Source organism: Cupriavidus sp. AU9028, assembly GCF_019795295.1.
Lineage (GTDB): Bacteria > Pseudomonadota > Gammaproteobacteria > Burkholderiales > Burkholderiaceae > Cupriavidus.
The window spans coordinates 44,771-58,932 of sequence record NZ_JAIMCG010000021.1; the positions used below are offsets into that span (position 1 = coordinate 44,771).

The 14,162-nt window shown below is 67.8% G+C and carries 15 protein-coding genes; 10 read left to right on the forward strand and 5 right to left on the reverse strand.

Annotated features, from left to right (window positions below; translation table 11 throughout):
* Nucleotides 1–38: 38 nt before the first annotated feature.
* The 3 genes from K6V06_RS18915 to K6V06_RS18925 form a co-directional block, all read right to left on the reverse strand.
* Nucleotides 39–344, reverse strand: coding sequence for a ferredoxin (locus K6V06_RS18915; RefSeq protein WP_222245674.1), 306 nt, complete (start codon nt 342–344; stop codon nt 39–41).
* A complete protein-coding gene (locus tag K6V06_RS18920) occupies nt 341–685 on the reverse strand; it encodes a 2Fe-2S iron-sulfur cluster-binding protein (RefSeq protein WP_222245675.1) in 345 nt (114 codons plus the stop codon). Before K6V06_RS18920 ends, K6V06_RS18915 begins: the two co-directional genes overlap by 4 nt.
* Before the next feature lie 101 nt (nt 686–786).
* Nucleotides 787–2,328 (reverse strand): hypothetical protein, encoded by a 1,542-nt coding sequence (locus tag K6V06_RS18925; protein ID WP_222245676.1) that lies wholly within the window; start codon nt 2,326–2,328, stop codon nt 787–789.
* 424 nt (nt 2,329–2,752) lie between these two features.
* On the opposite strand from K6V06_RS18925, the gene K6V06_RS18930 reads away from it, so the two are divergent.
* From K6V06_RS18930 to K6V06_RS18975, 10 genes are all read left to right on the forward strand, one after another.
* The gene (locus K6V06_RS18930) at nt 2,753–3,451 is read left to right on the forward strand and encodes a sulfite exporter TauE/SafE family protein (protein ID WP_222245700.1); all 699 of its coding nucleotides are present in this window, start codon (nt 2,753–2,755) and stop codon (nt 3,449–3,451) included.
* A 67-nt stretch (nt 3,452–3,518) separates the two neighbouring features.
* Entirely contained in the window at nt 3,519–4,460 is a 942-nt protein-coding gene (locus K6V06_RS18935) for an ornithine cyclodeaminase family protein (protein ID WP_222245677.1), read from the forward strand.
* A 227-nt stretch (nt 4,461–4,687) separates the two neighbouring features.
* A complete protein-coding gene (locus K6V06_RS18940; protein WP_222245678.1) occupies nt 4,688–5,419 on the forward strand; it encodes a TenA family transcriptional regulator in 732 nt (243 codons plus the stop codon).
* A 153-nt stretch (nt 5,420–5,572) separates the two neighbouring features.
* Entirely contained in the window at nt 5,573–7,018 is a 1,446-nt protein-coding gene (locus K6V06_RS18945; RefSeq protein ID WP_222245679.1) for an aldehyde dehydrogenase family protein, read from the forward strand.
* 58 nt (nt 7,019–7,076) lie between these two features.
* Complete coding sequence (locus tag K6V06_RS18950; protein ID WP_222245680.1) at nt 7,077–7,556, forward strand: heme-binding protein; 480 nt, start codon at nt 7,077–7,079, stop codon at nt 7,554–7,556.
* A gap of 29 nt (nt 7,557–7,585) precedes the next feature.
* Complete coding sequence (locus K6V06_RS18955; protein ID WP_222245681.1) at nt 7,586–8,596, forward strand: 2Fe-2S iron-sulfur cluster-binding protein; 1,011 nt, start codon at nt 7,586–7,588, stop codon at nt 8,594–8,596.
* A gap of 104 nt (nt 8,597–8,700) precedes the next feature.
* Entirely contained in the window at nt 8,701–9,405 is a 705-nt protein-coding gene (locus tag K6V06_RS18960) for a GntR family transcriptional regulator (protein ID WP_222245682.1), read from the forward strand.
* Between the two features lie 272 nt (nt 9,406–9,677).
* Complete coding sequence (locus K6V06_RS18965) at nt 9,678–9,869, forward strand: hypothetical protein (RefSeq protein WP_222245683.1); 192 nt, start codon at nt 9,678–9,680, stop codon at nt 9,867–9,869.
* A gap of 380 nt (nt 9,870–10,249) precedes the next feature.
* Nucleotides 10,250–11,809 (forward strand): amidase, encoded by a 1,560-nt coding sequence (locus tag K6V06_RS18970; protein WP_370637505.1) that lies wholly within the window; start codon nt 10,250–10,252, stop codon nt 11,807–11,809.
* Nucleotides 11,810–11,910: 101 nt separating this feature from the next.
* Complete coding sequence (locus tag K6V06_RS18975; protein WP_222245684.1) at nt 11,911–13,236, forward strand: MFS transporter; 1,326 nt, start codon at nt 11,911–11,913, stop codon at nt 13,234–13,236.
* Between the two features lie 49 nt (nt 13,237–13,285).
* Here K6V06_RS18975 and K6V06_RS18980 read toward each other — a convergent pair whose 3' ends face one another.
* Both K6V06_RS18980 and K6V06_RS18985 read right to left on the reverse strand, forming a co-directional pair.
* A complete protein-coding gene (locus K6V06_RS18980; RefSeq protein WP_370637506.1) occupies nt 13,286–13,768 on the reverse strand; it encodes a GNAT family N-acetyltransferase in 483 nt (160 codons plus the stop codon).
* A 17-nt stretch (nt 13,769–13,785) separates the two neighbouring features.
* A complete protein-coding gene (locus K6V06_RS18985; RefSeq protein WP_222245686.1) occupies nt 13,786–14,058 on the reverse strand; it encodes a DUF1778 domain-containing protein in 273 nt (90 codons plus the stop codon).
* Nucleotides 14,059–14,162: the final 104 nt, after the last annotated feature.

Genomic DNA, 14,162 nt, shown 5'->3' on the forward strand with positions numbered 1-14,162 from the left:
GGCGCGCCCAAGGCACGCCGTTTTGCAAGCGGGCCCGGTCAGGCCCGCACGAGCTCGATCTGCATCGAGCCGAAGCGCGCTAGTTCGCGCAGCGCCTCGCGCGCGGCATCGACGCTGTCGTACTTTTCGAGGAACTTGGTCGGCACGTGATTGACCAGGTGGGGCGGCGTGTCTTCGACCACGCGTACCCGGCCCTCCTGCTCGAGCGCGGCGATGACGAAGTGCGCCCGCGGGGCGCCATAGAACAGGTAGTCCCACGATTCCACCGCGGTCATGCCCGCCCCGGGCTCGGTGTGGAACTCGCCGCGCCGGCTGGTCAGGATCACGTAGCGCGGCGCCGTCATGACGCCACCGCCTGCGTGGCTGCGGCGCCGGTCTCGGGCGCCGCGTCCTGGTCATCCTGCGCCAGCTCGATGTCATGCTCGATCCACAGCTGGCAGGCGAGCCGATAGCCCTGCTCCAGCCGCTCGCCCAGCTGCTTCTTTTCTTTCCAGTTCGGCGGCGGCAGGTGCTCGGCCCCGGCGATCACGCGGCAGGCGCATTTCGAGCACTTGCCCATGCCGCATTCGTAGCGAAGGTTGGGGTAGGGGAACTGCCGGATGCCGGCGCGCACGACCAGGTTGGTCTGGGGTTTGACGTCGTCGGTGTGAATCTGTCCGTTCTTGTGCAGGATGACCTTCGGCATGTTGGCGTTTCCTTTGCTGCGCCTCGTCGTTGCGAGCGGGACGAGGAGGGGTTGAATCCGTAGAGGTCGAGCGTGGGTCTCCGGCGCGGAAGGGGCGCGTGTCAGGACCACAGCATCATTGCCGCGACGGTCGAGCAGAACAGGCCCAGCACCACCGGAATCAGCAGCGCGCGCACCGCCTCCAGCACCGGCACGCGGGCGAAGCCGGCCACGGCGATCAGCGAGGACCACGCCACCAGCGTGCCGCCACCGGTCCAGACTGCGCCCATCTGGCCGACCGCGGCGAGGGTGGCCGGATCGAAGCCGACCACCGGGCCGAGCGCGCCGGCGAGGGTGCCGGTCAGCGGCAGGCCGGCAAAGCCGGAGCCGTCGATGCCGGTGATCATGCCGACCAGCAGCACGCCGAACGCGACCAGCATGTGGTTGTCCGGAATCATGTGCTGGTAGGCCTGGATCAGTTCGAACAACAGGCTCGGCGCCTTGGCGCCTGGTGCCAGTCCCAGGATCGAGCCGGCGGTCTCGCCCGCGCCGACGAAGAAGAAGCCGGCGATCGGCAGCACCGAGCCCATCGCCTTGAAGGCGAAAACGAAGCCGTCGGTGATGTGCTCGGGACAGATGTCCAGCATCCGGCGCGGGCCTTCGGCGGCCAGCGTGGCCAGCATCATCAGGATCGCCGCCACGCCGCCGACCAGCGCGGCCGCCTCCCCGCCCTTGAGGTCCTGCACGCCGGTGCCCAGCTTGGGCAGCACCATCACCGCGACCACCGCCAGGAAGGCGATGGGCGTCACGATGGCGAAGCACTTGGACCACTTCACGCGGCGCTGCTCCACCATCGACAAGCTCGCCTCGATATTGGAGTCGGTTTCCAGCGGCTCGCTGTGGCTGGTGCCGCGTGCGATCTCGGTCTTGTCGAAGGTGCCGCCGTCCACCGGCTGCACCGCGGCGGCGCCCGCGCGCGCCTGCCAGCGGTCCAGCAACTGGCCGCTGGCAGGGACGATGTGCTTGCGCATCGACAGATAGGCCAGGCTCAGCGCGATCGCGCCGGTGATGATCGACAGCGCCAGCGCACGGTCCGCCACCACGGCGGCACTGACCGCCGCGCCGGCGGCCTTGGCGCTGATGCCCGGCGCGACGCCGATCACATAGTCGGAAGACAGCGCCATGCCCTGGCCGGCGATGGCGATCGCCATAGCCCCGGCCAGCGGCGGCAGTCCGGCGGCAATGGCGGCGGGCAGCAGGATCGCCGATACCAGCGGCACCGCCGGCGTGGGCCAGAAGAACAACGAGATCACGTAGGTGATGCCCGCCAGGATGAAGAAGGCGCTATGCCCGTTCTTCATTACCACCCGGAAGGGCTCGACCATCCGGATGTCCGAGCGCAGCGTCTTCAGCGAATTGAGCAGCGCCGTCATGAAGGCGATGACCAGGAAGATATTGAAGAGCTCGCGCGCCGCCACCAGGCTGGCCGAGAAGATCCCCGCCAGCGCGGAGACGGGACTGCCGGTGAGCGCGTAGACGACCAGCGCGGTGCCGACGATCGAGGGGACGACCACGTTGGCACGCAGGATCATCGTCAGCACGATGACCGCGACCCCTGACAGATAAATCCAGTGCGCGGCACCGATCATGACTTCTTGTTGCATGACAGCTCCCGGGGGCAAGGGTGATGTAGTCGTGGACGGCGGTGGCTCTGCCGTGTCGGTATACTATATTCATGCGAAGCCAGCCGCCAAGCGATTTCTGATCGGGGTCGACCCCTAGCCGGGAGCAGGCGTTTTTCCGGCGAAAGTTGCGCCACTGCTGGGCACCGTGCACTTCCTTGCCGAACCGGTGCCGGGCCCGCTGCACCGAAAAGGGGTATTGCAGCGGCTGTTGATCTATGTAGACTGTATACCAACAGCGTTGCTTGCAATATTTCTCCCGTTTCCGGTGCTGCCGTCCTCGAGGGCGGGATCTCCCGGTTTGCCCGACTCCGCCATGCCCCTGCCGCTTTCCGCCGAATCCGCCGTGCTGGCGCAGCTGCTCCCCGGCCTTCCATCCGCCGCGCCGCTGCGTGATTTCGCTTGCATGGGCGCGCTGATTTTTGCTGGGGCCTGCCTGCAGGGCGTCGGCGGCATCGGCTTCGCGATGCTGGCCGCGCCGATCGCGGCGATCTTCTTTCCGCAACTGGTGCCCGGTCCGCTGCTCGCGATGGGTGGCTGCGTGTCGTTGCTCACCGCCGTGCGCGAGCGGCATGCCATCGCCTGGCGGCTCGCCGGCAGTGGCGTCGCCGGGCGGGCGGTCGGCGGACTGGCGGCGGTGATGGCGATCGCCTGGCTGCAACCGCGGTTACTCGCGGTGCTGTTCGCGCTGTCGATTCTCGCGGCGGTCGCCATGAGCCTGCTGGGCTGGCGTGTGCGCACCTCCACCGCCAACCTCGCGCTGGCGGGCACCGCTTCCGGCTTCCTGGGCACCATCACTTCGGCTGGCGCGCCGCCCTTTGCCATCGTGATGCAGCACATGGCGCCGGCGCAGATGCGCGCGACCATCGGCAGCATCCTCGCCGCGGGCTCGGCGATGTCGATTGCGATGCTGGCCATCGCCGGCCGCTTCGGCGCCATGGAAGCAAGGCTGACGGTGGGACTGCTGCCGTTCCTGCTCGGCGGCTTCCTGCTGTCCGGCAGGTTGCGCGGGCGGGTGTCCCCCGCGGCCGTGCGGCATCTGCTGCTGACGCTGTGCGCAGCCGGCGCCATCGCCGTACTGGTGCGCGAGGCCGGCATCGTCTAGACCGCTCCTTTCCCGCGCGACCGTTCGCGACGAAGGCGCGCGCGCAGTTCCTTTCCACGGAGAAATCATGCAGCACATCACCGACGAGATGGTCGACCGCCACGTCAGCGCCGAAGACGCGCAGCGCGTCATGCTCGACGCTTTTCGCAGCTTCGGCAGCGGTCGGGCGGCCATGCAGGAGCGCATCCGCACCGAGGCGGGCGGGGTCAAGCTCTCCACGCTGGCCGCCGTCATTCCCGAGCAGCAGGTCGCTGGCGCCAAGGTGTACACCACCATCAATGGCCAGTTCTCCTTCGTGATCCTGATCTTCTCGACCGTGGACGGACGCCCGCTGGCCTCGCTCGACGCTGGCGCCATCACACGGCTGCGGACCGCCGCATGCACCGTGATGGCGGCCCGGCATCTGGCACGGAGCGACTCCGGCACGCTCGCGCTGTTCGGTGCGGGAACGCAGGGGTTTGCGCACGCCCGCCAGCTGGGCAGGGCGCTGCCGCTGCGCCGCATCCTCGTCTGCGACCCCTATGCACCGGAAGGGCTGGCGGCGCGCCTTGGCGCGGAATGCAACGTGGACGTGCAGATGGTCGAACCGTCCGCCGCCAACGAGGCAGTCGGCCAGGCCGATATCGTCGTGACCGCCTCGCGCTCCACCACGCCCCTGTTCCAGGGCAGTGCGCTGCGGCCTGGCGCCTTTGTCGCTGCGATCGGTTCCAGCCTGCCGCATACCCGCGAGCTGGACGATACCGCTCTGGCGCGCGCGGCCACGGTGGTCGTCGAATGGCGGCCGCAGAGCATGCGGGAAGCGGGCGACATCGTGCTGGCCGCCGAGGGCGTGCTGCCCGACACGAAGATCGTGGAACTGGCGGATGTGGTGCTGGAGCGCGTCCAGCCCCGGCGGCAACCCGAAGACATCGTGATCTACAAGTCGGTGGGCGTCGGGCTGGAAGACGTCGCCCTGGCCGGCTTCGCCTGGAGCCGGATCTCCCAGTCCGCCCACTCGCCCGCAACCTGACGCCTTGCGCCCCTCTCCCGCGTGCGGGGGAGGGCCCGGGGGGGAGGAAGTTCTGCGCCAGAAACACCGACAAGGCTCGAGGCGCTCCAAAAAAACCAGACAAAGCCCTTGTCCACCGACGCTTAATGTATATAGTATACAAACAACGGCAGCCGACCGATTACCGCTTCCGCCGCGACCGGCACCGACGTCCCGCACCACCGACAACGACCAAAAGGAGCCCCCAAATGGCCGAACTGATGAACCGTGAAGCATTCCGCGCCGCCCTCGAAGAGGCGATCAAAGGCAAGAGCGCCAACAAGGCCCCGTTCAGCGTGGCCTGGGCCAGCGGCAAGCTGTCGCGCGCCCACCTCGCCCGCTGGGCCGAGAACCACTATCACTACGTGGGTCCGTTCGCCGACTACCTTGCCTATATCTACGCCCGCACGCCCGACCGGTATACCGAGGCCAAGGACTTCCTGCTGGCGAACATGTATGAAGAGGAAATCGGCGGCGACCGCCATACCGATCTGCTGATCCGCTTCGCGGAAGCGTGCGGCACGACGCGCGAGCGCGTGATCGATCCGGACAACATGTCGCCGACCACCCGAGGCCTGCAGGCCTGGTGCTACTCGGTGGCGATGCGCGAGGACCCGATCGTCGCCGTGGCGGGACTGGTGGTGGGCCTCGAATCGCAGGTGCCTTCGATCTACCGCAAGCAGACGCCGACGCTGCGCGACAAGTACGGATTCACCGACGAGGAAGTCGAATTCTTCGACCTGCATATCGTCTCCGACGAAATCCACGGCGAGCGCGGCTACCAGATCGTGCTCGAGCATGCCAACACGCCGGAGCTGCAGCAGCGCTGCCTGAAGATCTGCGAGATCGGCGCGCAGATGCGGCTGCTGTACACCACCGCGCTCTACTACGACTACGTGGAGAAGGAGCTGCCGCTGCCCGAGCTGGAAATGGCCGCCTGACGCCATCCCCGCGCGCCGTGCCGGGCCGCCGCCCCCTGCGGGCGAGCTGGCCCGCCTGGCACGGCCCGACGCTTCGCCACCTTCCCTGAGCTCCGCCGCCACCGCGCCGGCGGGCCACAGGCCCAGCCCCCGCACCGCATGGACCCGCACCGCATGGACGCGTATCTGAACCATATCGACGGCGAATGGACGGCCTGCCAGTCCGGCCGCACCTTCGACAACCGCAACCCCGCGGATACCGACGATCTCGTCGGCCGCTTCCAGGCATCGTCCGCCGTGGATGCCGAGGCCGCTGTCGCGGCCGCTGCTGCGGCGTTTCCCGGCTGGCGCGCGCTGCCGATCGGCAAACGCGCCGCCATCCTCAATCGTGCGGCAGACCACCTCGAAGCCGAGGCCGGCCGCATCGCCGAGGAATTGACCCGCGAAGAGGGCAAGTCGCTGGCACTGGCCCGCGACGAAGTGCTGCGCTCCGCGCAGACGCTGCGCTTCTATGCCGTGGAAGGGCAGACCTTCGGCGGCGAGACCTATCCGAACGACGACGGCGACATGCTGGTCTATTCCCAGCGCGAGCCGCTGGGCGTGGTCACCGTGATCTCGCCGTGGAATTTCCCCATCTCGATCCCGGCGCGCAAGATCGCGCCGGCGCTGATCACCGGCAATACGGTCGTCTTCAAGCCGTCGTCGGACGCGCCGCTTGCCGGCTACCGGCTGGCCGAGGCGCTGATCCAGGCCGGCCTGCCCAAGGGCGTGCTGAACTTCATCACCGGCAGTGCGGCCGACGTGGGCCCCGCGATCACGGAGCACAGCGCCGTGCGCGCAATCTCGTTTACCGGCTCCACTCGTGCCGGCGAGCAGATCCACCGGGCCGTGCCGCTGACCACGCGTACGCAAATGGAGCTGGGCGGCAAGAACCCGCTGATCGTGATGGAAGACGCCGACCTGGACCAGGCGGTCGAGCTGGTGGTCAAGGGCGGCTTCTCCCTGAGCGGGCAGGCCTGCACCGGCACCAGCCGCGTGCTGGTCGCGCAGGCGGTCAAGGACGACTTCACCGCGCGGCTGCTGGCGCGCGTGGGCAAGCTGAAGATCGGCAGCGGCATGACCGCGGGCATGGACCTGGGGCCGCTGGCCACGCGCAAGCAGCTGGAGACGGTGCTCGGCTATATCGAGATCGGCAGGCAGGAGGCGACGCTGCTGTGCGGCGGCGAGCGCTTGACCGGTGACGGCTTCGATCGCGGCTTCTATGTCTCGCCCGCCGTCTTTACCGATGTCACGCAGGACATGCGCATCGCCCGCGAGGAGATTTTCGGCCCGGTGATCGCGATCATTGCCTTTACCGACTACGCCGACGCCATCGCCAAGGCCAACGACACCGAATACGGGCTGTCGGCGGCGATCGTCACGCGCAACCCGCGCTACATGCACCGCTTCGCCAGCGATATCGAAGCGGGCACGGTGAAGATCAACCGCACCACCACCGGCAATCTGGTCAACGCGCCGTTCGGCGGCCTGAAGCGGTCCAGCACCTCCACCTTCCGCGAATCCGGCCGTACCGGGCTGGAGTTCTACACGCAGATCAAGACCATCTACCGCGGCCTCTGATGCCCCATGTCGATGGGGCCAGCGGCGACGCGGCAAACCACATACCGGAGATGACCCGATGAAGAAATCCATCAAGCTCGAACTGCGCGAAGCGCGTCATATGGTCGCCGCGGCGATCGCCAAGTCCGAGGAAATCGGCGTGCTCGAATCGATCTGCGTGGTCGACGATGGCGGCTATCCGCTGGTGCTCGAACGGATGGACGGCGCCCGCATCACCGGCCCGCAGATCGCCTGGAACAAGGCCTTCACCGCGGCGGGCCACAAGCGCTCGACGCATCTGTTCAATACCGTGCCGAACGGTCCGGCCTTGCCGGGCAACGAAGCCTTCGGCATCCAGTGGAGCTTCGAGGGCAAGTTTGCCGCCTTCGTCGGCGGCTTCCCGATCGTCGTCAACGACGAAGTGATCGGCGGCATTGGCCTGAGCGGCGGCAACGGCGAGCAGGACACCCAGGCCGGCCTGGCGGCGCTGCAGGCGCTGAAGGAACTGCTGGAGCCGCAGGACCTGAAGGTGCTGGCCGAGGCCGACATCAAGCGCTGAGCGCTATCCGCACTGCCTGGGAAACTGCCATGTCCTTTCGCATCGAAATCGCCGAAACGCGCCAGGCCTTCTTCGTCGAGCGTGGCGAAACCCTGCTCGACGCCGCGTTGCGCGCCGGCGTGCGGCTGCCGCACGAGTGCCAGCTGGGTGGTTGCGGCACCTGCCGCGTCCGCGTGCTGGAGGGCGCGGTGCGCTATGACGAAGCGCCGATGGGGCTTGCCCCCGAGGAGGCGCAGGCCGGTTACGCGCTGGCCTGTCAGGCGCGCCCCGAGGCCGATCTGCTGTTGAGCACCGCCCGCGAGGACGAGCTGTGCGCGGACCCGGTCCGTCACGGCGCGGTGCTGCGCGAGATTCGCCCGCTGTCGGACAGTGTCCTTTACCTGCAGCTGGAGGTCGAGGGCGCGGACGACGAGCTGGTGATGCTGAACTATCGGCCCGGCCAGTACCTGAAGCTGGTCACCCCGGACGGCGTCGCGCGCAGCTTCTCGATGGCGTCGGTGCCAACTGGCGGCCTGATCGACCTGCACGTGCGGCGTATTCCCGGTGGCGCGTTCACCGACCGCGTGCTGCCATCCTTGCAGGCCGGCGCCCGGCTCGAGGTCGATCTGCCGCATGGCGCCTTCTTCTACCGCGCGCGCGACTACCGGCCCCTGCTGATGGTCGCGACCGGCACGGGGCTGGCGCCGATCAAGGCCATCCTCGAATCGCTGATGGACGATCCGGACTGCCCGCCGGTGTCGCTGTACTGGGGCAACCGGCAGCGGCAGGACCTGTATCTGCACGAGCAGATCGCGGCTTGGGGCGAGCGGCTCTACGACTTCCAGTACGTCCCCGTGCTGTCGCGCGGCGGCCCCGACTGGAAGGGGCGGCACGGCTATGTGCACCACGCCGCCATCGAGGATCTGGGCGATCTGTCCGAGCACGCGATCTACCTGTGCGGCTCGCCCGATATGGTGCGCGACGCGAAGCAGTCCTTCGTGGAGCGCGGCGCCAGCATCGACCATATCTACGCCGACAGCTTCACGTTCCAGCGCGGCTGAGCTGTTGGGAAAGCGCCAGTCGCGGTAGCGGCGGCAGGGGGTGCGTGGTATACAATAGCGCCACATCGCGGGGACATGACGTCCCTGCCAATTCATCCGACATCATGTCCGCCCGTGCCGCTTTGACCGAATCCGAACAGGCTGTCGTCAGTCTTGGCGCCAGCCATTCGCCGTTGTTTGCGCTGGTCACCGACAAGCTGCGCGAGCGGATCCTGAAGGGCGAATACGAACCGGGCGAACGGCTGGTGGAGAACAAGCTGTCGGCCGAGCTCGGCGTGTCGCGCATTCCCGTGCGCGAGGCCCTGCGGGCACTGGCCAGCGAAGGGCTGGTGCTGATCGAACCGCGCCGGGGCGCCTCGGTCGCGCGGCTGTCTCCAGATATCGTCCGCGAGATGGTCGAGGTCCGCGCCACGCTGGAGGGGCTCAACGCCAAGCTGGCCGCGCAGCGGCGCGACCCGACGCTGGTCGCGGAACTGCAGGCCGTGCTGCACCAGGGCATGGAAGCGGCGGCACAGGGCAGGGCGGACGAACTGCTGAGCCTGAACAGCCGGTTCCACGAGGTGCTGGGCACCATTGCGGCCAACAGCGTGCTGCAGGAAATGATGCGCTCGCTGCGCGAACGCACGGCCGTGCTGTTCGGCCCGGCCAATGCGGTGCGCGCCCGCCAGAACTGGGAAGAGCACGCCCAGATCCTGCAGGCGGTCATCGCTGGCGACGCCGACCTCGCCGCCTTGCTGGCGGCCCGCCATGTCTACAGCGCCGCCAAGGCGGCCGAGCTGCCGATCCAGGAGCAGACGCAGGCTGCCTGAGCCTGCGTCCCGCTGTTTCCCTCTCCCCCGGCCCCTCTCCCGCAAGCGGGCGAGGGGAGCAACCCATGGTTCGCAGGCCTGCCGGTTTGCTCCCCTTCCCACCAGTGGGAGAGGGCCGGGGAAGAGGGCTCTCCAGCCCACGCCGCCCCGGAACCGCCCCAACATAGTGTCTCTTTTGCACAATCAACGCGCATAGCGATGCCGCACTCTGGTGCGCAATCAGGGGAAACCCGGTATACTGTGAACTGTTGAAAATGCAATAGGGAATGACCATGCAATACCCCGACTCCCACCCGTATTTCCAGTACCGGAATACGCCGGTCGGCGAGCAACTGCTGCGCCACTACGCGGCGCGCGACGCAGTCCGGCACAGCACGCCGCTGCTGCCGATCCGCCTTGCCGACATTGGCCGGTTCGTCACCAGCCTGTTTGGCCGCCGCGGTCAGGACGCTCGCACCGCCTGATACCGGCAAGAGCGGCGGCGCAATTGCCGCCGCGCGGTACCCAGGCGCGATGCAGTCCGCCTGCCCAGGCCGCTAGATGACGCAAGCCCGCCGTCCGGCGGGCTTTGCCATTCGGGTCCGTGTTCTACGGACTCCCTTCCTTCCCCTCCCTCGCCTCTTCTCCTGCCGGAAGCGCACCCGCGCACCGATTCAGGGAATTCCCTACGGGACTGCTTCTTGCATACCGTCCACTATCGGTAACGCCGCATAAGGCCTTTGCGACCGTTATTTTTGTGCATATAGTATACCGATGAGACACCTGACCCTGTCTGGTTTGACCGGCGGGGAACGTGCAGCGCCTGCCGCCGCTGCGTAGACAACAACAAGAACAAGGAGCCGACGTGAGTCAGCCCATGCCCCTGCCTGGCGGAGCCACCGCCACCGTAGCGCTCGCGCCCGCACCTGGCGCCAGCCCGCCGGCCACCGTCCCAGCCGGCGCGGCGCCCCCACCCTCACCCTTCACGCCGTTATGGCGCGCTTCCGAAGCGCTCGCCGCGGGACAGACCACGGCGGTGGAACTGGTCGAGCAATGCCGCGCCGCCTGGGAGGCAAGCAACGGCACCCTCAATGCCCTGATCCTCACCGACTGGCAGGCGGCGCTGCGCGACGCTCGTGACAGCGACCTTCGACGCCAGCAGGGCAATCCACGCGGGCCCCTCGATGGCATGCCGTTCTCGATCAAGGAATCGTTCGACGTCGCCGGCTGGCCGACCACTTGCGGCAGTCTCGCGCACGCCGGGCATGTGGCACAGGCCGATGCCACCGTGGTCCAACGACTGCGCGACGCCGGCGCGGTGCTGCTGGGCAAGAGCAACGTGCCGCTTGGCCTGCGCGATTGGCAGACCTACAACGCGGTCTACGGTACCACCCGCAACCCACGCGATCCGTCGCGCACGCCCGGCGGCTCGTCCGGCGGCAGCGCCGCTGCGGTCTGCGCCGGCATGACCTTCTTCGATATCGGCTCGGACATCGGTTCCTCGCTGCGCAACCCCGCGCACTACTGCGGAGTGTTCTCGCACAAGAGCAGCCATGGCCTGGTGCCACTGACCGGCCACGGCAGCGGCGCCGCCCTGTTCGGCACGCAGGACATCAATGTCGCCGGACCGGTGGCGCGCAGCGCGCGCGACCTGCGCATGGTGCTCGACGCCATCGCCGGACCCGAGGAAACGGAAGCGGTGGCGTTCCGCATGGCGCTGCCCGCTTGCCCCCATCAGCGGCTCGATGCCTTTCGCGTCGCGGTGCTGCCGAGCCACCCCATCGCGGAGGCCGATGCCACGGTGGCAAACGAGATTACCCGCCTGGGACGCTGGCTGGAGCAGCAGGGCGCGCGCGTCGAATGGGATGCGCGTCCGGACTTCGACGCCGGCGAGCTGTGGCGCGTCTATGTGCTGCTGCTGCGCGCCACCACCTCGGTCTATATGAACGACGACGCCTTTGCCGCGGCGCTGGACGAAGCATCGCGAACCACGCCCGGCGACGATCGCTACGCCGCGCTGCAGTACCTCGGCGCGACCCTGCGCCATCGCGACTGGTTGCTGCTGCAGCAGGCGCGCGAGCGCTTCGCCCAGGCGTGGCGGCAATTCTTTACGCAGCACGACGTGCTGCTGTGCCCGGCCGCCGCCACACCGGCATTCGCGTTGAACGAGCAGCAGGAGCCGTGGCAGCGCGAGCTGCTTGTCAACGGCAGGCCGCAGGCCATGACCACCCAGCTGTTCTGGGCGGGGCACTCCGGGCTGTGCGGGCTGCCTTCGACGGTGGCGCCCATCGGCGCGTCCCCCAACGGCTTGCCGATCGGCGTGCAGATCGTCGCGGGACGCTATCGGGACCTGACCTCGCTGCGCTTTGCCAGCCTGCTGGAAGACGCCGGCTTTGCCTTCCGGCCGCCAGCACCGCTCGGCTGATTCCCGCGCCACGCGGCGCGCTTCCCACAGAACAAGATACAAGCAAGGGCCGGCGCCTGCCGGCGCTTGCCCTCATCCACGCAACGACCAAGGAGCGGACCATGCTGGGCTGGTTCAAAGAGCTGTCGCAAATGGAGCGCAAGGGGTTCTACGGCGCCTTCCTCGGCCATGCGGTCGACGTGTTCGACTTCATGATCTACTCGTTCCTGATTTCGACGCTGCTGACGCAGTGGGAGATGAGCAAATCGACCGCCGGCGCGATCGTTACCTGGACGCTGGTGTCGTCGCTGGTCGGCGCGATCGGCGCCGGCCTCCTGGCCGATCGATATGGCCGTGTGCGCGTGCTGCGCTGGACCATCCTCGTCTTCACCGTGGCCTGCTTCCTGTGCGGGCTTGCCGATTCGCCCGAGCAGCTGATGGTGTTCCGCATGATCCAGGGCCTGGGCTTCGGCGGCGAGTCGTCGCTTTGCATGGTGCTGGTGACGGAGATGATCCGCAACCCGGCGCACCGCGGCAAGTATTCCGGCTTCACCGCCAGCAGCTACTCGTTCGGCTGGGGCGGCGCCGCGCTGGCCTATGCGCTGACCTTCAGCCTGTTCGAGCCCGAGACCGCCTGGCGCGTCTGCTTCTTCCTCGGCATCGTGCCGGCGCTGGTGGTGATCTACCTGCGCCGCAACCTGGACGAGCCGGAAGTGTTCGTCAATGCGCGGGCCGCCCGCAAGCCGGGCTCGGCAGGGCGCGAGCTGGCGCGTCTGGTGCGCCGACCGCTGTTGCGCAAGACCGTGCTGTGCAGCCTGCTGTCCGGCGGCATGCTTGGCGCCTACTATGCGATTGCCACCTGGCTGCCCACCTTCCTCAAGACCGAACGCGGCCTGTCGGTGTTCGGCACCAGCTCCTATCTGGCCGTCACCATCCTCGGTTCGCTGGTCGGCTACGTCGCGGGCGCCTATGCCTCGGACCGCTGGGGACGCCGGCCCACTTATATCCTGTTCGCCCTCGGCGCGTTCGCCATGGCGATGGTCTACATGGTGATCCCGGTCTCCAACCTGTCGATGCTGTTCCTCGGCTTCCCGCTGGGCGTGCTGATGCAGGGGGTGTTCGCCGGTATCGGCGCCACCATCTCGGAGTCGTACCCCAACGATATCCGCGCCACCGGCTACGGCGTGTCGTACAACGTCGGCCGCGTGATCGGCTCCTTCTTCCCGTTGAGCGTCGGCTGGCTCAGCACCGGCCGCACCTCGCTGCCGCTGGCCATCGCCATCGTCGCCGGCACCGGCTATGCGCTGGTGGTGCTGGCCGCCTGGCTGCTGCCTGAGACGACGGGCATGGACCTCGCAGACGCCGGCGAAGACGAAGCGGCGAAGCAGCCGGCCGCCACGGCGGTACCGCCGCTGGCGCCGGGGGCGGCCGGGAGCAAGGCGGTTTGAGGAAGATCGAGGAGGGCCAGCGCAACCTGCTGGTCTTCCTTGCTTCGGGTCACTGCAGCAGCCGCTGATAACTCGCCGCAGGCAGGATCAGCGTCATGGGCCTTGGGATGAGCTCGATGAACCCATGGTGCACATAAAAGTTCTTCGCTGCTGAATCCTTGGCGTCGACGAGCAGTGCGCAGGAAGCAATTTCGTTGCGGTGGATGCGTTTGCATGCGTCCATCAGCAGCGCGCCGCCCAGCCCTTTTCCCTGGTGACTGCGGCAGACGGCGAGGCGTCCCATCCTGGTCGCGGGAACCATCGGATAGCGGGGAAGCTTCCTGGCGGTTTCCAGAGGCAGATCGTGCAGCGGGATGCCGCAGCTTGCGAGCGTGTAGTACCCGGCAACCTTTCCGTCCGTGGCCGCAGCGACGAAGCAGCTTGCTACCCGCCTGCGAATGTCCTGCCCGACGCCGTGCCGAAGGTAAAGGTCGAGCGGCTCGGAGCCGCTGTTGAACAGGGTGCGGTCATGGGTGCCGTCAAGCGGCATCATTCGATAGGGGGCCGGACTCATTCGTCACCGAGGAGCTGTCGGTGACGTTTGACTGCGCGATGCAGGGCGGGGGACGCGGGCGGCGGATTCATCAGGGCGTCGACGAAGCGCTGCTGATCCGCCACCGTGAGCGACAGCATCTCCGCTTCCGCAATGGTTTTCTTTGCCGCTTCCAGGGCGGCGCTCAGCACGAAGTCGGTCATCGTTCGTCCCTCCAGTTCCGCGGCACGTTTTAGAAGCGCATGGGAAGCGGCGCTCATGCGCGCTTCGAATCGACTGTCAGATGCCATGTGATACCCCTGCTCTCGCGGCGATTGTACGGCAGGCCTCCGTACAGTACGCGGCCGAAGCGGGCAGCGAGGTACGGGAAGCGGAAGTCCTGCTGCCTTTGCTA